At 61.6% G+C, this 18,681-nt stretch carries 13 protein-coding genes; 9 read left to right on the plus strand and 4 right to left on the minus strand.

Going from position 1 to position 18,681, the window contains the following annotated elements:
• Nucleotides 1–13: 13 nt before the first annotated feature.
• Genes JOE29_RS24910 through JOE29_RS24920 form a run of 3 tightly spaced genes read left to right on the plus strand, consistent with a single transcriptional unit; the run spans nucleotide 14 to nucleotide 3,075 of the window.
• Complete coding sequence (locus JOE29_RS24910; protein WP_024640682.1) at nucleotides 14–1,318, plus strand: nitrate/sulfonate/bicarbonate ABC transporter ATP-binding protein; 1,305 nt, start codon at nucleotides 14–16, stop codon at nucleotides 1,316–1,318.
• Nucleotides 1,319–1,369: 51 nt separating this feature from the next.
• Nucleotides 1,370–2,437, plus strand: coding sequence for a sensor histidine kinase (locus tag JOE29_RS24915; RefSeq protein ID WP_024665760.1), 1,068 nt, complete (start codon nucleotides 1,370–1,372; stop codon nucleotides 2,435–2,437).
• Nucleotides 2,437–3,075 (plus strand): response regulator transcription factor, encoded by a 639-nt coding sequence (locus tag JOE29_RS24920; protein WP_003316027.1) that lies wholly within the window; start codon nucleotides 2,437–2,439, stop codon nucleotides 3,073–3,075. Before JOE29_RS24915 ends, JOE29_RS24920 begins: the two co-directional genes overlap by 1 nt.
• 106 nt (nucleotides 3,076–3,181) lie before the next feature.
• Here JOE29_RS24920 and JOE29_RS24925 read toward each other — a convergent pair whose 3' ends face one another.
• The 3 genes from JOE29_RS24925 to JOE29_RS24935 form a co-directional block, all read right to left on the minus strand.
• Complete coding sequence (locus JOE29_RS24925) at nucleotides 3,182–5,065, minus strand: acyltransferase family protein (RefSeq protein ID WP_137983680.1); 1,884 nt, start codon at nucleotides 5,063–5,065, stop codon at nucleotides 3,182–3,184.
• Nucleotides 5,066–5,160: 95 nt separating this feature from the next.
• Entirely contained in the window at nucleotides 5,161–6,444 is a 1,284-nt protein-coding gene (locus tag JOE29_RS24930; protein WP_210079974.1) for a hypothetical protein, read from the minus strand.
• A 376-nt stretch (nucleotides 6,445–6,820) separates the two neighbouring features.
• A complete protein-coding gene (locus JOE29_RS24935) occupies nucleotides 6,821–8,440 on the minus strand; it encodes a glucan biosynthesis protein D (RefSeq protein WP_003316030.1) in 1,620 nt (539 codons plus the stop codon).
• 528 nt (nucleotides 8,441–8,968) lie between these two features.
• Between JOE29_RS24935 and JOE29_RS24940 the strand changes: the two genes are divergently transcribed.
• The 5 genes from JOE29_RS24940 to cfaB all read left to right on the plus strand — a co-directional run bounded on the left by JOE29_RS24940 (nucleotide 8,969) and on the right by cfaB (nucleotide 16,414).
• Complete coding sequence (locus JOE29_RS24940) at nucleotides 8,969–10,915, plus strand: protease modulator HflK (protein WP_210079975.1); 1,947 nt, start codon at nucleotides 8,969–8,971, stop codon at nucleotides 10,913–10,915.
• Nucleotides 10,916–10,926: 11 nt separating this feature from the next.
• Nucleotides 10,927–11,961 carry a protease modulator HflC gene (locus JOE29_RS24945; RefSeq protein ID WP_044313431.1) on the plus strand — a complete coding sequence of 345 codons (1,035 nt, stop codon included), beginning with the start codon at nucleotides 10,927–10,929 and terminating at the stop codon, nucleotides 11,959–11,961.
• Entirely contained in the window at nucleotides 11,958–13,028 is a 1,071-nt protein-coding gene (locus tag JOE29_RS24950; protein ID WP_016569356.1) for a protease modulator HflK, read from the plus strand. The genes JOE29_RS24945 and JOE29_RS24950 overlap by 4 nt, the downstream gene beginning before the upstream one ends.
• Nucleotides 13,025–14,989, plus strand: a complete 1,965-nt coding sequence (locus JOE29_RS24955; RefSeq protein ID WP_210079976.1) for a heavy metal translocating P-type ATPase — start codon at nucleotides 13,025–13,027, stop codon at nucleotides 14,987–14,989. The genes JOE29_RS24950 and JOE29_RS24955 overlap by 4 nt, the downstream gene beginning before the upstream one ends.
• Nucleotides 14,990–15,226: 237 nt before the next feature.
• Nucleotides 15,227–16,414 carry a C17 cyclopropane fatty acid synthase CfaB gene (gene cfaB / locus JOE29_RS24960; RefSeq protein ID WP_122255169.1) on the plus strand — a complete coding sequence of 396 codons (1,188 nt, stop codon included), beginning with the start codon at nucleotides 15,227–15,229 and terminating at the stop codon, nucleotides 16,412–16,414.
• A 46-nt stretch (nucleotides 16,415–16,460) separates the two neighbouring features.
• On the opposite strand, the gene cls is transcribed toward cfaB, so the two are convergent.
• Nucleotides 16,461–17,900, minus strand: a complete 1,440-nt coding sequence (cls, locus tag JOE29_RS24965; protein ID WP_004419280.1) for a cardiolipin synthase — start codon at nucleotides 17,898–17,900, stop codon at nucleotides 16,461–16,463.
• Nucleotides 17,901–18,069: 169 nt separating this feature from the next.
• Between cls and JOE29_RS24970 the strand changes: the two genes are divergently transcribed.
• Entirely contained in the window at nucleotides 18,070–18,591 is a 522-nt protein-coding gene (locus tag JOE29_RS24970) for a DUF3617 domain-containing protein (protein WP_003316040.1), read from the plus strand.
• Nucleotides 18,592–18,681 lie beyond the last annotated feature (90 nt).

An 18,681-nucleotide genomic window follows, 5' to 3' on the forward strand; every position in this document is an offset into this window, starting at 1 on the left:
AGGGGAGGGCGCCATCATGATGGCTGTCGAAACGCGTTGCCTGGTAGATGTTCAGAAAGTCCGACATGTGTACGGCAAAGGCAGCAAAGAGCGCCTGGTGCTGGATGACGTGACCCTGACGCTCAATGAGAACGAAATAGTGGGCCTGCTGGGCCGGTCCGGTTCGGGCAAGTCGACCCTGCTGCGCTCCATCGCCGGGCTGGTGGTGCCCACCGAAGGTGAGGTGAATTTCCCGCGTCGTGCGCAAGGGCGGGCGATGTCGGTGGGTATGGTGTTCCAGAGTTTTGCGCTGTTTCCCTGGCTGACCGTGCTGGAAAACGTCGAAGTCGGCCTCGAAGCGCAACGTGTGCCCGCCGCGGTACGCCGCAAGCGCGCACTGGCGGCCATCGATCTGATCGGTCTGGACGGTTTCGAGAGCGCCTACCCCAAGGAGCTGTCCGGAGGCATGCGTCAGCGTGTGGGTATGGCGCGCGCGCTGGTCATTGATCCTGACGTGCTGTTGATGGACGAGCCGTTTTCCGCGCTCGACGTGCTCACCGCCGAAACCCTGCGCACTGACTTGCTGGACATGTGGAGCGAAGGGCGCATGCCCATCAAGTCGATCCTGATGGTGACGCATAACATCGCCGAAGCCGTGCTGATGTGCGACCGCATCCTGCTGTTCTCCTCCAATCCTGGGCGGGTGATCAGCGAGATAAAGGTCGATCTGCCCCAGCCGCGCAACCGCCAGGACCCGATCTTCCGGGCGCTGGTGGAAGAAATCTACGTGCTGATGACCCAGGACAACGACGCCGGCGAGATTCGTCAGGGCGTGTTTCCGGGCACCGGGCTGGGAATGGTGTTGCCGCAGGTTTCCACCAACGCACTGGCCGGGCTGATCGAGGCGATTCACGCGCCGCCCTACAGCCTGAAGGCCGACCTGCCGGAGCTGGCTGCTGCGCTGCACTACAACGCCGACGAGCTGTTCCCGATTGCCGAGGTGCTGCAACTATTGCGCTTCGCTGAACTGAAGGGCGGCGACATTCGCCTGCTGCCAGCCGCCAATCGCTATGCGCTGGCGGATGTCGACGAGCGCAAGCAACTGTTCGCCCAGCACCTGCTGAGCTTCGTGCCGCTGGTGGCGCACATTCGGCGGGTGCTGGATGATCGTCCCACGCACACGGCACCGGCACGGCGCTTTCGCGATCAACTCGAAGACTTCATGTCTGAAAGCGATGCCATGCAGACCCTCAACGCAGTGATTCAATGGGGGCGCTACGCGGAGTTGTTTGCCTATGACGAACTGGCCGATCAGTTCAGCCTGGACAACCCGTCCTGAGGTTTGTAGGACATACTCAACGGCCCTTTTGCAATCAGCGGGATGATGCGCATGCGTGAACCGGAATCCTACGGCAAGGCCGCTATGGCGGTGCGGCTGATCGCGTTGCTGATGCTGGCGCTGGTCATTGCGGTTGCCGACACCTTGACCGACCTGGAAATCGCCGTGGGCGTATTCCAGATTGTTGTGGTGCTGCTGGCGGTCAGGTTCCTGCCGGCCACAGGCGTTATCGCGATGGCATTGCTGTGCATGGTGCTGACCGTGATCAGTTACGAGATGACGACCTCCAGAGGCAGTGAGGCGTCCGGGCTGATCAATTGCATTATCAGCCTGGCGGCCATTGCCATGACCACCTGGCTGGCGCTGCGCATGGCGCTGGCCATCCGCTCGGTACATGAAGCGCGCTCACAGCTGGCGCGGATCGCACGGGTCAATCAACTGGGTGAACTGACGGCGTCCATTGCCCACGAGGTCAATCAGCCGCTGTCGGCCATTGTCACCAGCGGTAATGCCTGCCAGCGCTGGCTGGCCACCGAGCCGGTCAATCTGGAAAAGGCCCGGCAGGCCGTCGACCGTATGATCAGTGACGCGAACCGCGCAGGCGACATCATCGTCCGGGTGCGCGCGCTGGCGAAGCGTTCGTCCACTCACAAGGAGTGGATCAGCGTGGCCGATACCGTTGCCGAGATCGTGGCGCTGGCACACAGCGAGATAGAGGGGCAGGGCGTCGCACTGCTGGTCGACGTTCCGGAGGGCCTGCCGCCGCTGCTGGCTGATCGGGTGCAGATCCAGCAAGTGTTGCTGAACCTGATGCTCAACGGCGTCGATGCGATGAAAAAGCTCGAGGCGGATCAGGCGCAACTGGAGATTCGGGTGGGCTGGCATGACGGCGGCGATATCGGATTTGCGGTCAGCGACAGTGGTATCGGCGTGCAGCCGGAAAACATCCATCGGTTGTTCGACGCGTTCTACACCACCAAGGAGGAAGGCATGGGGATCGGTCTGGCGATCAGTCGTTCAATCATCGAAGCTCATGGCGGACGCATCTGGGTCACGCCCAACCCTGCAATCGGTGCTACGTTTCACTTCACCCTGCCCACCGGAAAGATGGAAACCTGATGAGCACAGCCGCCACCGCCTCACCGACCGAAGAGCCGATCATCTACGTCCTCGATGACGACCTGTCGGTGCGCTCTTCGCTGGAGGACCTGCTGGCCTCGGTCGGATTGCGCAGCATGCTGTTCGGCTCGACCCGCGAGTTTCTGGACACCCCGCGCCCTGATGCGCCGGGCTGCCTGATTCTGGACATCCGCATGCCGGGCATGAGTGGCCTGGATTTTCAGGAACACATGGCCAGGTCGGGGATTTCCTTGCCGGTCATTTTCATCACCGGGCATGGCGACATTCCCATGTCCGTGCGAGCCATGAAGGCTGGTGCGGTGGAGTTTCTGACCAAGCCCTTCCGTGATCAGGACTTGCTCGACGCCATTCAGCAGGGGTTGGCGCAGGATCGCAGCCGGCGCCAGAGTGCCGCCGTCGAAGCCGAACTGCAGCGCCGCCACGCCAGCCTCAATCTCGGTGAGCAGCAGGTGATGGAACTGGTGGTCAGCGGCCTGCTCAACAAACAGATTGCAGCCCGGCTGAACGTGAGCGAAATCACCGTCAAGGTCCGCCGTGGCTCGGTGATGCGCAAGATGGAAGCCGATTCCCTCGCCGACCTCGTCAAGTTCGCCGAGCGCCTCAAAGAGTTGCACTGATCGACGGCCCACGCCGAGCCCTCATCGTTATACACAAGTCCGCTTTTGACTCTGGCCGGAGGCCGCTACAGCCTCCAGAAACAGGACGTTTGTACTCAGCAGCTCACTAGTTCACCAGCTGCGGCAGTACGTAGTTGCGCACCACGTACAACGAGCCTTCTGCGCTCAAGTGCCCCGAGTCGATCTGCAGCAGAGAGCGGTTGTCTTCCAGGCGTACCCGGCAGGCATCGGCGATGCACAGTTTGTCGATCAGTGACACGAACTGGATGCCTGCCGATGCGGCCAGTGCGCGGGTTGCCTGATCCACCAACATGACGCTTTGATCCAGAGCCGGATCGCGGATGTGCGATTCGCTCAGCCCCCAATGACGGTTGGCGATGACGCTGGGCAGCGACGGGTTCCACTGCGGGACCGGGCCGATCAGCACGATATGCTTCACGCCAAGCCCCTTGAGCCGGATCGCTATCTGCGTCCAGTCGGTCTTGTCATGCCCGTCCTTCTGCGCGATGACCACTATGTCCGGACGCAGCCTTTCGATGCCCTGCAGGGCCGTTCTGTTGGAGTAGTCACAGGCCCTGCTGGTCGCAGAGGTACGTCCTTGATGGTCACTCAGAGCGGGGCGGCAACTGGCTGAGGCGACTTGATAGAAGGGCGTGCTGTGCGTCAGCAAGGTACGCAAGCCGAGCGACAGCGCCTGCGCGTGAGAGTCGCCCCACAGGAACACGCCGCCCGCACCTTGCTTGCGCGTGCAGGCTTCGTCGATGGCTGATTGGCCGCGTTGGGTCAGGGCAGAGAAGGCATCACATTTCAGCCAGTAAGGCTCGTACAGGTTGTGCTGACGATCAGCGTATTCCTGAATGAAACGTGCCTTGTCCGAAACGCTGACCGGGCGCAGGGGCGATACCACACCGCCAGTCGCACTCACCAGTGTTCCGCCCACGAATACCAGAGCGATCAGCGTGCCGAGCGTGGCATATCTGCTGCGCTGATCAGACGACGGCCTGCTGGCGGGCTGCTCGATCAGCCACCATGAGACCAGACCCAGCGTCACGGCCATGCCGATGCCCACCAGCACTGCGCGGGTCTCGCCCAGTAACCCGGCGTCATTCATCCACACCACCACCGGCCAATGCCAAAGGTACAGCGAGTACGACCGTGTGCCGGTCCATTGGGCCAGCGGGTTACAGGTCAGCAGCGAGTCGTTGCGTGCGGCGACGATCACCGCGAACGTCCCCAGCACCGGCATCAGCACCAGATAACCCGGCCATGTGTCCTGCACGGACAGCAGAAAGAAACCGGCCACGATCAGCGTCAGTCCGATGTGTTCCAGAACGCGCTGCTGCAGGGCCTTCAATTGCAGCGGGAACAGACAGGCGACGCCACCTGCCAGCAACTCCCAGGCGCGGGTCGGCAGCAGGTAAAACGCCGCCTCCGGCCATTGCGAGGAGGCAGACACGCACGCTACAAAGCCTGTCAGGCTTGCGCCCAGTACCCACCAGCGCAGGTTGTGCAGCGCGACGAAGCGACTGAGCATCAGCAGCACGATCGGGTACAGCAGGTAGAACTGCCATTCCACCGACAGCGACCAGGTGTGCAGCAGCCATTTCTCATGGGCACTGGCGGTGAAATACCCCGCCTCACGCCAATAGACAATATTGGAAACGAACCCCAGGCTGCTCGCCACGTGTGTGCCCAGCGCGCGGTAGTCCAGCGGTAGCAGGGAAAACCAGCCCAGCAGCAGCAAGGCAAAACACAGCGCAGCGAGGGCCGGGACGATGCGCCTGGCCCGTGACGTGTAGAACGTCGCCAGCCTGAACTTACCGCTCCTCAAGCCGCGCAGGATGATCCCGGTGATCAGATACCCCGAGATCACGAAAAACACATCCACACCGGCGAAGCCGCCAGGCAGCCAGTCGGGGTGAAAGTGGAAGAGCAGTACCGCAATCACTGCGATGGCGCGCAGGCCATTGATGTCTTTTCTGAAGTCCATTTGAGAAAGCCATCCGTTGGCTGATCGTGAGGAAGAGGCTGCCGGTGATCAGCCGAAACGTGTCGGCGGCCAGCGCGGTGATGATGGGGTGGCGGTCAGCGTGCAGTCGACGACAGTCCGGGCGCATGGCTCGCAGACGGTTCTCTGCCGGCAATCACATGACCAATGGCCAGGCCGATGAACAGGTTGGCGACAGCGACCTCGAACATGTCGGTGGTCCAGCTGATCAGACACCAGCAGAAGCTGATTGCCAGCAGCATATGGCCGACACGGGTCTGATCATCGATCAGTCGGAACAACAGCGGAATCTGCAGCGTATACAGCAGCAAGCCGAGCACGCCCAGCATTGCCCAGAGGTACAGGGCGGAGCTGTCCATACCGAGAAAGACTCCGGCACCGTCCACCGGAAACAGCCCCATCGTGCTGCCGACCATGCCGAAGCCTGCGCCGCTGATCATCCAGCCTTCGCGACTCATCGCATTGATCAGGCCGGGCCAGGTGTTGATCATGCGGTCATACAGCGAGGCCAGAGAGCCGCCGCTGCTGACCGCGTAGGCATCAGGGCTCACAATCAGGCCCAGCGCCGGCAACAGCAGACCGATGCCTACCACCACGGTGCACACTGTCCTGCAGGTCCAGCTCATCCGCCGTAACAACAGCAGCACCATGGTCAGGGCGAAGGCCGCGGCTGGCGCTTTGCTGGTGGTCAGCACGATGGCGTAAAGCGCCACCGCACTCAGCAATAACATCATCAGGCGCGAGCGCAGGAACATGATCAGGTACAGCGTGTAGAAGGCGATCATGATCGACAGCACGTTGGACACTCTGGCGAAACCGGCAATGCGATCCACCTCGTCCGCACTCCATGAGGTATTGGCGCTCAACTGGGTTTCACCGACGCTGTAGCTGTAGCCCTTCCATGGCACGGAGGTGAGCTTGTCCAGGGCAATCCCCAGCAGCGAAGCCAGCAGGCAGAAGCCAATGGCGCGGTACAACAGCTTGCGGCGATACAGCAGGTGCCGGCCACATACCAGGCCGAACACCAGCGGGCTCAGCGCGAACAGGCTGAACGCCAGGTTGTGCACGCTGGCGCGATGCAGCATGGCCAGCAACCCGGAAAGCAGCCACAGAATCATGAATGTCCAGAACAGCCTTCCTGCCCTGAAGGTGCGCAGTTCGAGCGCAAACAGCAGGATGCAGGCGGCTTTGGGCAGATAGAGCAGGGGACTGAGACCTGCCTGATCGAAGTAGAAGCGCAAGGCTCCGGAAAAGGTCTCGACCAGCATCAGGCTGATGGCGACCCACACCACCACCGTGGACTTGTCAAAGGACATTAACGACGACCTGGCGTCGACGCCGTTCGCAGTATTCAACGCCATGCTGGCTGCCTTGTGAAATACGTCAGGGGAATTGCGCGGACAAAGCTACCGCCCGACGATCACGAGGACGTGTCGACACAGGCAGGCTTTGGGAGATGGGGGTCTGGAGCGGACGCTCGCAACGGCATGACAACAGGTATATCAGTCGCAGTTGGGGCAACTGTCAATTAATTAGTCAGGATTAATGGTTATGGGTTGCACGCCCCGTGCCCGGGACAGGACGCGGAGCGTCCAGGACGGCGTGCCCACGCTGGAGCATGAGCACGATAATGTTCCTGAGAACCCCTGTCGTTCCTCACGCTCCAGCCCAGACACTTATCGTTCCTCACGCTCGTAGGAATGCCCTTCCTGACGCTCTGCGTCACCCATCTGCGGACTAAGGGTATTTACGTTTGTCCGGTGCAGGCGGGAAGTACTGATAGAGCCAGGTCTCGCTCAGCGTACGGTCGCCAGTGCGTATGAACATGCGCATTTCAACCGGCTCGACCGAGTCGCTGTCCGGTACCCAGTCGAAGGTCACGCGGTAGCCCTTGATGTCCGGCAGCACGAGGATGTTGAAGTCCTGCACCTTGCCATGGGTGACCGTGACGATGGGTTCGATCCCGGTGCCTTCCGGCAGGCGATCCAGACCGCCGCCGTTGAAGTCCACCGCGAAGCGGCGTGCCCAGGTTGTCGGGTAGTGCTCGCCCGGTGCCCAGCCTTCGAGGAAACCGCCCATGCCTGAACGCGTCGCGTGGACCTGCGCCAGCGGCGTGCTCACCGGTGGCAGCGGGCTCCAGAACAGCTTGTAGCCGAAGTTCATCGAATCCCCGGCCTTGACCGGCGTCTTCGGTGTCCAGAACACCACGATGTTGTCCATCGTCTCGCCGGTGGTCGGCAGTTCCAGCAGGCTGACCTCGCCTTCGCCCCACGCCGTGATCGGCTCGACCCACAGGCTTGGACGGCGGCTGTACCAGACGACCGTGTCCTGATAGCTGGAGAATTCATGATCGCTCTGTACCAGCCCGAAACCTTTCGGATCGGTGTCGGAGAACGCACTGAATTGTGGTTTGGCCGGGTTGTTCAGCGGACGGCAGATCCACTCACCATTGCCACGCCACATCGACAGGCGATCCGAGTCGTGGATTTGCGGGTGGATGGTGTCGCACATGCGGCGTTCGTGAGTGCCGCAGCTGAACATGCTGGTCATCGGCGAAATGCCCAGTTGCTGGATATCGGTACGCGCATTGACGTGCGCGTCGATTTCCATGACCACCTGGCCAGCCTGACAGTCGATGTCGAAGCGGTAGGCACCGGTCGCGCTCGGCGAATCGAGCAGTGCGTAAACCACGAAGCGCGTCGCGTTCTTGTCCGGTGTTTCAAACCAGAACTTGGTGAAGTCCGGGAATTCTTCCTGACGCTTGGCGTAACTGTCGATGGCCAGGCCGCGGGCCGAGAGGCCGTATTGCTTGTTGCTGTCAACGGCGCGGAAGTAGCTGGCGCCGAGGAACGAAACGACGTCATTGATGGCGATTTCAGGCGCCTTGAACAGCTTGAAACCGGCAAAGCCCAGGTCGCCCTTGACCTGGTTCTTGTCGATGCCGCTGTTCTCGTAGTTGAACAGGTCATGGCGGAAGTGCACTTCGCGCGCCTGCTTGCTCTGCGGATCGACGCTGTACATGCGCACGGGCGTCTTGAAGCCCATGCCGACGTGGAAGAAATGCACGTCGAGCTGGCCGTGGACGTCTTTCCACAGCGAGTGATTCGGGTCGTAGCGGATGGCATTGAATTGCTGCGGCGTCATGTTCGCAAGTACCGGTGGCAGCACCTGCTTGTTGCTCACATACCCTTTGCTCGCAAGCTTCTTGGCATGCGCCTGCAACTCTGCAAAATCGAAGTGTTCGATCTCGCCATCGGCTGCGGCGGCCAGTGCCCGCGCAGCAAAAAGCCCTGAGGCCGATACGCTGCCGTAGGCGGCCAACGCCATGGACGCTTTCAGGAGATTTCTGCGATTCATAAAGGTGAAGCCTCTGAGTAATTCTGTGCGTCCTGCACAAAAAATGGCGCGCCAACGACTCCTTGCCGAACGCAAACTACCCACAACAGATAACAAAGACGAGATACGGTTCGGAAATCGGCCAAAAAAAAACGCCGATCATGGGTAATGAATCCGGCGTATTGACGGCTATGACGCTGTTTTTTTCCTCGCTTTAGACTAATCGATTAAGCGCATCGCCGCTTGGCGCAAGGCTTTCAGACGATCGGGGCAAGAAGCGCCGATCAACTCGATGCCTTCGGCCGACGCTAAAAACTTTTTTGCCAAGCAATATTCAGCAATCATTTTGCTGACGCACGGGCTCGCCACCTGCACAACTTCCGGTCGATTTTCCCGTTGGGCAGCGCCGCTATCGCACATTCGTTCAGCTAATAGTCCTGACGAAAGTTTCACTCCGCGTGTTATATCGTAACGCTATGATTCACTGGCATTCAGATGCCAATGCAGGGCTCTCCAAAGGGCGATAAATAAGCGGGTGCCGGGGTAGTGATGCGGGTTGATTTGGATGAGCACGAAGGCCTTGAAGGCCTGCCGCGTTTTCAAATGGCGGTGCAACAGGTTCGGCGTCTGGGACGATTGATGTATTTGACCGGTGGGGCAGGAGCATTCGGGCTGCTGCTGGCGTTGTCCATCGATCTGTTTTCCCCTGGCTCTTTGTGGATGGCGGTGCTGTGCAACGCCTCGGCGGCGTTGTTTCTGCTCACGGCGGGCTTGCAGTCGGCGCGACATGTCGCGCTGTGGCGGGCTCGCGCGCTGCGTTCGCCGGATGCGGACACGCTCGATGAAAACCTGTCTGCTGGCGACGAGAGCGGCTGGTACGAGCGTCTGCTTGAACGGCTGAGTGACTCCGGCAAATCGCTGGTCAGGCACGTGGGCAGCTCGGCCCTGTGGCTTGCCGGTTGGGCGGTGCTGGCGTTGATCGTCGTTCGCGCCTTCTGGAACCTGGCGCTGTCCGGCGCCGACCTCTCCACCGCCGGTAGCCTGGCCGGCAGCGTTATGCTGCTGTTGGCGTTCGGGCTGCTGGTCATAGAGCGACAGTTGAGCAGCGAGTCCGACAGTCAGTCGCCGGAGGCCGGAGCGCTGGCGCAACTGGTGCGCATGACGCTCATCGTTCTGCTGATTGGCGCGCTGTGCCTGTTCTTCTCCAGTGCAGAGCGTGTCTGGCCTGCGCGGCTGGCGGTGTTGATCGGCCTGCTGCCGCTTGGCGTGGCGCTGGAGTTCCTGCTGCGCGCTGTGCTGTCGGTGTTCAGCCCGCGCAACCCACGTAGCGAACCGCGCCTGCTGGCCGCCAGTTTCATCGCTGACCTGTTGCGCTGGCCGCCGCGCCCGCTGCTTGCCCTGCAGCACGAACTGCACAACCGTTTCGGCATCGATCTGCGCCAGATCTGGGCCTTTACCTACATGCGTCGCGCCTTTTTGCCGGTGCTGGCGGTGGTCGCAGCGCTGGGCTGGGTGCTGAGCGGCGTGCATGAAATCCCCATGCAGGGGCGGGGCATTTATGAGCGCTTCGGCAAGCCGGTTGATGTATTCGGTCCCGGTCTGCATGTGGGTTTGCCCTGGCCGTTCGGGCGCGTGCTGGCGGTTGAAAACGGTGTGGTTCATGAGCTGGCGACCAGCGTTTCTGCCGCCGACACCTTCGAGCAGACGCTGGACCCGGCCGAAGGCCCGCCACCGGGCAGCGCCAACCGTCTGTGGGATGCCAGCCATATCAACGAAAAGTCCCAGGTCATTGCCAGCAGTGCCGGCGACAAGCAGAGCTTTCAGATCGTCAACATGGACGTGCGATTCGTCTATCGCATTGGCCTGACAGATGCCGCAGCCATGGCGTCGACCTATAACAGCGCTGACATTCCGGCCTTGATTCGCAGCACGGCCAGCCGGGTGCTGGTGCATGATTTTGCTTCGCGCACGCTGGATGAACTGCTCGGCGAACAGCGCAGCGGCCTGGCCGATGACATCGGCAAGGCCGTGCAGGCCGACTTGCAGCGTCTGGACAGCGGCGTCGAATTGCTCGCCACGGTGGTTGAAGCCATCCACCCGCCCGCCGGTGCTGCCAACGCCTATCATGCTGTTCAGGCTGCGCAGATCGGTGCACAGGCGCTGATCTCCCGCGAACGCGGCGCGGCCAGCGACAAGGCCAATCAGGCGCAGCTCAATGCCAGCGTGGCGCGTGATCAGGCCAGTGCCGCCGCCCGCGAGATTCTGGCCGGCGCACAGGGTGCAGACCTGCGCTTCAGTGCTGAACGTCAGGCCTATGCCAAGGCAGGCCAGGCGTTTTTGCTGGAGCAATACCTGGCCCAACTGACCGAGGGCCTGGGTAATGCGAAGTTGCTGATACTGGATCATCGTCTGGGCGGCGACAGTGCGCCGACCATCGACCTGCGTACCTTCACCCCACCGGCAGACCCAACGGCGCCGCGTAAAGCCGTTCAGTAAGGAGTCGTCCCTTGAGTCTGTTCCATCATCATCACGATCACGCCGACCACGATAGCCATGACAGCCACGGCCATGGCGGCCACGGTCATCACCATCATCATGGCGCCAGCGGCCCGGCAGCGTTCCCTTGGCGGCGGGCAAGCCTGGCTGCGCTGCTGATCGCGTTTGCGATTGCAGCAGCGAGCCTGGTGCAGGTGCGTTCGGGCGAGGCGACTGTCGTCACGCGCTTCGGCAACCCGTCCCGGGTCCTGCTGGAGCCGGGCCTCAACTGGCGCTGGCCGGCACCGTTCGAGGCGACCATCCCGGTGGACCTGCGCCTGCGCACTACCTCCAGCGGTCTGCAGGACGTCGGTACCCGCGATGGCTTGCGCATCATCGTTCAGGCCTACGTGGCGTGGCAGGTGCAGGGCGACGCCGACAACGTGCAGCGCTTCATGCGCGCAGTACAGAACCAGCCCGACGAAGCGGCGCGGCAGATCCGCACTTTTGTCGGCTCGGCGCTGGAAACCACGGCGAGCAGTTTCGACCTCTCCAGCCTGGTGAATACCGACGCCAGCAAAGTGAATATCACCGCCTTCGAAAATCAGCTGCGCCAGCAGATCGATCAGCAACTGCTGGCGACTTACGGAGTGCGTGTCTTGCAGGTCGGCGTTGAACGACTGACCCTGCCGTCGGTGACGCTCAACGCTACCGTGGACCGCATGCGCGCCGAGCGCGAGACCATCGCCACCGAGCGCACCGCCGTGGGCAAGCGAGAGGCGGCGCAGATTCGTTCGGCCGCCGAGCGCGACGCACGGATTGTCGAAGCCGATGCCACGGTCAAGGCGGCCGATATTGAAGCACAGTCGCGGGTTGAAGCCGCGCAGATCTATGGCCGTGCCTATGCGGGCTCGCCGCAGCTCTACAACCTGCTGCGCTCGCTGGACACGCTGGGCACCATCGTAACGCCCGGCACGCGTCTGATACTGCGTACCGACGCCGCGCCGTTCCGCGTGCTGGTGGACGGCCCGCCGACGCTGGATGGCAAGAGCGGAACGCAGCCATGAGCCAGCCGGTCGACGAAGCCGTGGCGCAGCGCCCGCCGGTGAACAGCCCCTGGTTGCAGGCGAGTCGTCTGGCGTTTATTGGGCTGTATGGCGTGACACTGCTGGCCGCGCTGGCCTGGGCGACGTCCAACGTGCGCCAGATCGACCCACAGAACCGCGCGGTGGTCATGCACTTCGGCGCGATCGAACGGGTTCAGAACGCAGGATTGCTGGTCGCCTGGCCGCAGCCGTTCGAACAGGTGGTGCTGCTGCCTTCGGCTGATCGGGTGATCGAGCGGCGCGTGGAAACCCTGCTGCGTTCGCCTGCCGCGTTGAAGGCCGATGAAATCGCGACACTGTCGGCACCCATGAGTGATGCACTGGCAGGCTCCGGTTTTCTGCTGACTGGCGATGCCGGTGTGGTGCAACTGGACGTCACGGTGTTTTACAAAGTGACTGACCCCACTGCCTTCGTGTTGCAAGGCGAGCATGTATTGCCCGCGCTGGACCGACTGGTCAATCGCAGCGCTGTGGCGCTGACGGCAGCGCGGGACCTGGACACCATTCTGGTTGCCCGTCCCGAGCTGATCGGTGCTGACAGCCAGGCTGCCGAGCGACGTGAACGGCTGCGTGGCGATCTGGTGCGCGGCATCAATCAGCGTCTGGCCGAGCTCAAGGCGACAGGCATGGGCATCGGTGTCGAGGTCGCTCGGGTGGATGTGCAGTCGAGCCTGCCGACCTCCGCAGTCAATGCGTTCAATGCCGTGCTGACGGCCAGTCAGCAGGCCGATCAGGCCGTGGCCAATGCACGCACTGATGCCGAAAAGTTGACCCAGACCGCCAATCAACAGGCCGACCGAACCCTGCAAGTGGCGCACGCACAGGCGTCCGAGCGTCTGGCCAAGGCGCAGGCGGCCACTGCAACGGTCGTCAGCCTGACCCAATCAGCCGAAACCCGCAGCGACCCCGGCCTGATGCAACGCCTCTACCGTGAACGTGTACCGGCCATTCTGCATCAGGCAGGTTCGGTGACCACGGTCGACCCCAAAGACGATTCCCGCCTGATCATTCAGGGAGCACCACAATGAGTGGCGAAGCCGTTCACACCCACGACGCCGACCAGCCGCAAGCGCCTGGCAGTCTGCTGAGCAGCGCAGAACAGCGCAGTGCCGCCCGGCAGCTAACCCTCGCGATGCTGGCCTTGGGCTTGCTGGGATTGGGACTGGTCTGGCGGTTTTTTGCCCCGGAGCAGGAAGGTGTCAGCCAGTTGCTCTTGGGCGCTGCATCACTGTTGGTGGCAATACCGGTGATCAGCGCCGGCTGGCACAGCTTGCGGCATCCGAGCCTGCACGGCATCACCGACCAGTTGATCGCGCTGGCGATGCTCGGTGCCTGGGCCACCGGTGACCTGATGACCGCCGCCTTGCTGCCGATCATCATGATCTTCGGTCATGTGCTGGAAGAGCGCAGTGTGATCGGCTCGCAGGAGGCCATCGAAGCGCTGGGACGCCTGACCCGCAGCCAGGCCCGTTTGCTGAGCGCCGACGGCAGTGTGCGTGAGGTTGATAACGCGATGCTCAAAGCCGGCGATCAGGTGGAGGTGCGGGCGGGCGACCGCGTTCCGGCGGACGGTCGGGTGCTGTCCGGGCAAGCCAGTCTGGATACGTCGTCGATCACCGGCGAATCTGTCCCGCTGGAAGCCATTGTCGGGGTCGAGGTGTTCGGTGGCGCCATCAATCTGGACGGCCTGCTGCGCATTGAAGTGACCCGCATCGGCGATCAGTCGACGCTGGGCAAGGTCATCGCGCTGATGCAGAGCGCAGAGCGTTCCAAGCCGCCTATCACGCGTCTGCTGGAGCGCTACGCAGGCAGTTACATGGTGCTGGTCTTGCTGATCGCGGCGCTCACCTGGTTTATCACTCAGGATGCCCAGGCGATGCTGGCAGTGCTGGTCGCAGCCTGTCCCTGTGCGCTGGTGCTTTCGGCCCCGGCCACTGCCATTGCCGGTATTGCGGTCGCGGCGCGGCACGGGATTCTGATCCGCAGTTCGGCGTTTCTCGAAGAACTGGCTGACCTCAACTCACTGGTTGTGGATAAAACCGGCACCCTGACCTATGGCCGACTGCGCTTGCAGTCGGTGCAGGCTGACGGTCCACAGCATCCGCAATTGCTGGAGCTGGCCGCGAGCCTCGGGTCGGTCAGCAGCCACCCGGTGAGCCGGGCTTTGGCCGGGCTGGTGGACAACGCCCGGCTGCTGCCGTTGACCGACACCCGTGAGCGCCAGGGTCTGGGGGTGGTGGCCTCGACCGGGCAGGGTGATGCGGCACTGGGCCGCCCGGAGTTGTTCGCGCAGATGGGCATCATCACGCCTACCGTCCCTGCACATGACGGCCCGCTGGCCGGGCTGTCGCTGGACGGTGTTTTTCTCGCCTGGCTGCTGCTGGCCGACAGCGTCAAACCCGAAGCCCAGGCGGCACTGTTCGAATTGCGTGGCCTGGGCCTGGGGCGACAGTTGCTGTTGACCGGCGATCGGCAGAGCGTGGCCGACAACCTGGCGCACGATATCGGCATCGCTGACGTGCAGGCTCAGGCGCTGCCTGAGGACAAGCTCAACCGCGTCATGGGTGAGATTGCCAAAGGGTTCCGGCCGATGGTGGTGGGCGACGGGGTCAACGATTCGCTGGCCCTGAAGGCGGGCGTGGTCGGCGTGGCGATGGGCGCGGGTGGGGCGGATATCGCGCTGGCGTCCGCCGACATCGTGCTGATCGGCAGCGACCTGCGCCGCCTCGGCACCTGCGTGCGACTCAGCCGCCAGTGTCGTCATACCCTGCAGGTCAACGTCATCATCGGGCTGGGCTGGACGCTGGCCATCGTGGCACTGGCCGCCTTTGGTCTGCTTGGTGCTGCGGGTGCGATGGTCGCAGCTATCCTGCACAATCTAAGCACCCTGTTGGTATTGGGCAACGCCGGACGTTTGCTGCGCTTTCAGGAGCCATTGCTCAAGCTCGAAGACGTGGGTGTGCAACATCAGGTCTCACGCCTGCACTGATGATCAGTGCGTCAAACGGCTTGAGCTTTGACTAATTCTGTTACAGATTAAGCGCTGTGTTTCATTGTGTGATCCAAATTCAGGCTGACTCTCGGCTCGAATCAGAGGGCACAGGGCTGTTCCCCCGCAGTTGATTCATAGCAGTTTTGCCGTCGCCAATGCCTTTTTCGGGCCCTTTTGCGGGGCCCTTGCTGGATTACTCTTTTTTGAGTTTCTGGATAAGGGGGTGATTTTGAAATGCTTACACAACTTCCAACGGCCCTGCAGAATCTCCATCTGCCGTTGCGGCTAAAGCTCTGGGACGGTCATCAGATGGACCTCGGGCCTTCGCCCAGCGTCACGATAGTCGTCAAGGATCCGCAACTGGTCTCCGACTTCAGCCACCCCAGCCTGGGCCTGCTTGGCAGCGCGTTCGTGGAGGGACGGCTGGAGCTGGAGGGTTCAATCAGCGAAGTGGTCCGGGTCTGCGATGAACTGACCCACGCGCTGGTGGACGATGACGACAGCGCAGGCAATCCGGTCCGGGTCGAGCATGACAAAGACACTGATGCTGCCTCGATTGCCTATCACTACGATGTTTCCAACGACTTCTACCAGCTCTGGCTCGACAGGGAGATGGTCTACTCCTGCGCGTATTTCAAGACCGGCGACGAATCGCTGGAGCAGGCGCAGCAGGATAAATTCCACCACCTGTGCCGCAAGTTGCGGCTCCAGCGCGGTGAGTACCTGTTGGACGTCGGCTGCGGCTGGGGCGGGCTGGCGCGTTTTGCTGCTCGCGAATACGGCGTGAAGGTCTTCGGCATCACGCTGAGCCAGCAACAATTGGCGCTGGCTCGCGAGCGGGTTCAAGCCGAAGGTCTGCAGGACAAGGTCGACCTGCAACTGCTCGATTACCGTGACCTGCCGCAGGATGCGCGCTTCGACAAGGTGGTCAGTGTCGGCATGTTCGAGCACGTCGGGCATGCCAACCTGCCGTTGTACGCGCAACGCCTGTTCGGCGCGGTGAAGGAGGGCGGCCTGGTGATGAATCACGGTATCACCGCCCGGCATACCGACGGTCGTCCTGTCGGGCGTGGTGCCGGCGAGTTCATCGATCGCTATGTTTTCCCCAATGGCGAGCTGCCGCACCTGGCCATGATCAGCGCCCAGATCAGCGAAGCCGGGCTTGAAGTGGTCGACGTCGAAAGCCTGCGCCCGCACTACGCGAAAACCCTCGAGCACTGGAGCGCACGACTGGAATCCCGGCTAGACGAAGCCGCGCGCATCGTGCCCGAACAGACCCTGCGCATCTGGCGGCTGTACCTCGCAGGCTGTGCCTATGGATTCACCAAAGGCTGGATCAACCTGCACCAGATACTCGCCGTAAAACCATTCGCCGACGGCAAGACCGGGCTACCGCTGACGCGTGAGGATATTTATGGGTGACGTCCCGTTTAGCCCCTCAAGGCAAGCAGCGTAGCGAGCACAGGTCTCACAGAATCGGTGAAATCAGCCGCGCCACACGCATACCCAGTTGATGCAGGCGTCGCGTTTCGTGGCTTTCCTGCACGGAGATTTCGCGGGCGAGGTTGAAGTCGGCGGTGAGCATGGATTCCACCTGGCTGGAGAAGTCGCTGTCGACCGTCAGCAGCATCAGTTCGAAGTTAAGGCGGAACGAGCGGTTGTCGAGGTTGGCGCTGCCGATGGCGGTAATCTCGTTGTCGACCAGGACGACCTTCTGATGCAGGAAGCCCGGTTCGTAGCGGAATACCCGCACTCCGGCACGCACAGCATCGAAGGCGTACAGACTTGAAGCGGCATACACCACGTAATGGTCGGGGCGCGACGGCAGCAGCAGGCGCACGTCCACGCCGCGCAACACTGCCAGGGTCAGCGCAGCAGTGACGGCTTCGTCAGGGATGAAGTAGGGGCTGGTGATCCACACGCGTTCTTCGGCCGCATGAATGGCCTCAACGAAGAACAGCGAGCAGGTTTCCTGCGCATCAGCCGGGCCACTGGTCAGCAACTGGCAAAGCACACCGTCTTCGGGAAATTCATCAGGCAGGCTGAGCGGTGGCAGTTCGCGAGTGGCCCAGAACCAGTCCTCAGCGAACGACTCCTGCAAGCAGGCGACCACCGGGCCGATGACTTGCACGTGAGTATCGCGCCATGGGGCCAGCGGCGGCTTCAGGCCCATGTATTCATCACCCACGTTATGACCGCCTATATAGCCTTTCAGGCCATCGACGACGACGATCTTGCGGTGGTTGCGGAAGTTGATCTGAAAGCGATTGAGCCAGCCGCCGCGTGTGGCGAAGGCTTTTATCTGCACGCCACCGTCGCGTAGCTTATCGATATAGGCACCTGGCAGAGCGTGGCTGCCGATGCGGTCGTAAAGTACAAAGATCGCCACGCCTTCGGCGGCTTTTTCCAGCAGCAGCGATTGCAGTTCGCGGCCGAGTTTGTCGTCATGAATGATGAAGAACTGAATCAGGATGGTCTTTTTCGCTTCACGGATGGCCTGAAAAATGGCTCCGAAGGTTTCCTCGCCATTGATCAGCAACTTGACCTTGTTGTTGGCCAGCGCCGGCATGTTGCCCAGCTTGGGCATTGCACGCAGCGCCGCATACGCCTCTGATCGACGCGCAGCCACAGCTTCTTCCATCCATGGGCGCCAGTTGAGGTCGCCGATCGCGATCCGCATTTCCTGGTTGGCCTGGCGGCGCGCCTTGATGTACGCGTCGAATGAGCTTCGGCCGAACACCAGGTAAGGCAGCAAGGTGAAATAGGGAATGAACAGCAGCGGCATCGCCCAGGCAATGGCGCCTTGGGAAGTCCGCACCGTCAGCAATGCATGGATGGCGGCACCTGTACCGAGTAAATGAATGAAACCCAGGACGTAACCGAAAAAGTACGGGTCGTGATAATCCATGTGGAACAATGCTCCTCGCCTTTGCTGCCTAACAGACCACAGCTGAACAGGAATGTCGCTATTTAATTCCGGGTGCAACTGGGCGACATGTCTGCCGTCTAAGGTTTATCTTTTGGCTGGATTATTCCAGTCTCGTTTTCATCCGCAATGCCCGATCAGGAATCTTGAAATGAACAAACGCATGTTGGCTTGGATGTTTTGTCTGGCGGCTCCTTTGGCTCAGGCGCAGATGCTGCAACCGGGGTTGTGGGAGCTGACGTCCAGCAATATGAAAGTGGACGGACAACAGCTACCGGACATGCAGTTGATGCTGGGGCAGTTGCAAAACCTGCCGCCCGAGCAGCGCGCGATGATGGAACAGATGATGAAGAAGCAGGGCGTCACCCTGGGCGGCAAAGGTGTGAGGGCTTGCCTGACTCAGGCGCAAGTACAGTCGGACGACATTCCGCTGACTGACCCGGCATCCGGATGCACGCAAAAGATTACTGCGCGCAACGGCAAGACCTGGAATTTCCAGTTCAGCTGCCCGAAAGCCAAGGGCACCGGGCAGGCGCAGTTCCTGAGTGATCGTGAGTTCACCACCAATGTTGTGGGTACATTCAATGCTACCGGTCAGCAACAGAACGGCAGCATGGACACCCGTGCAGTGTGGCTGGGGCCCCAATGTGGCAACGTCGCCCCGCGTACCTGATCAAATTCATGGAGTTATGTTCCACGTGGAACACGCTGCCTAGAGGTGATGATTTTTTGTCGCCTCTGGCAGCGTTTCAGATGACTTAAT

It is taken from the genome of Pseudomonas sp. PvP009 (assembly GCF_017832995.1).
GTDB lineage: Bacteria > Pseudomonadota > Gammaproteobacteria > Pseudomonadales > Pseudomonadaceae > Aquipseudomonas > Aquipseudomonas syringae.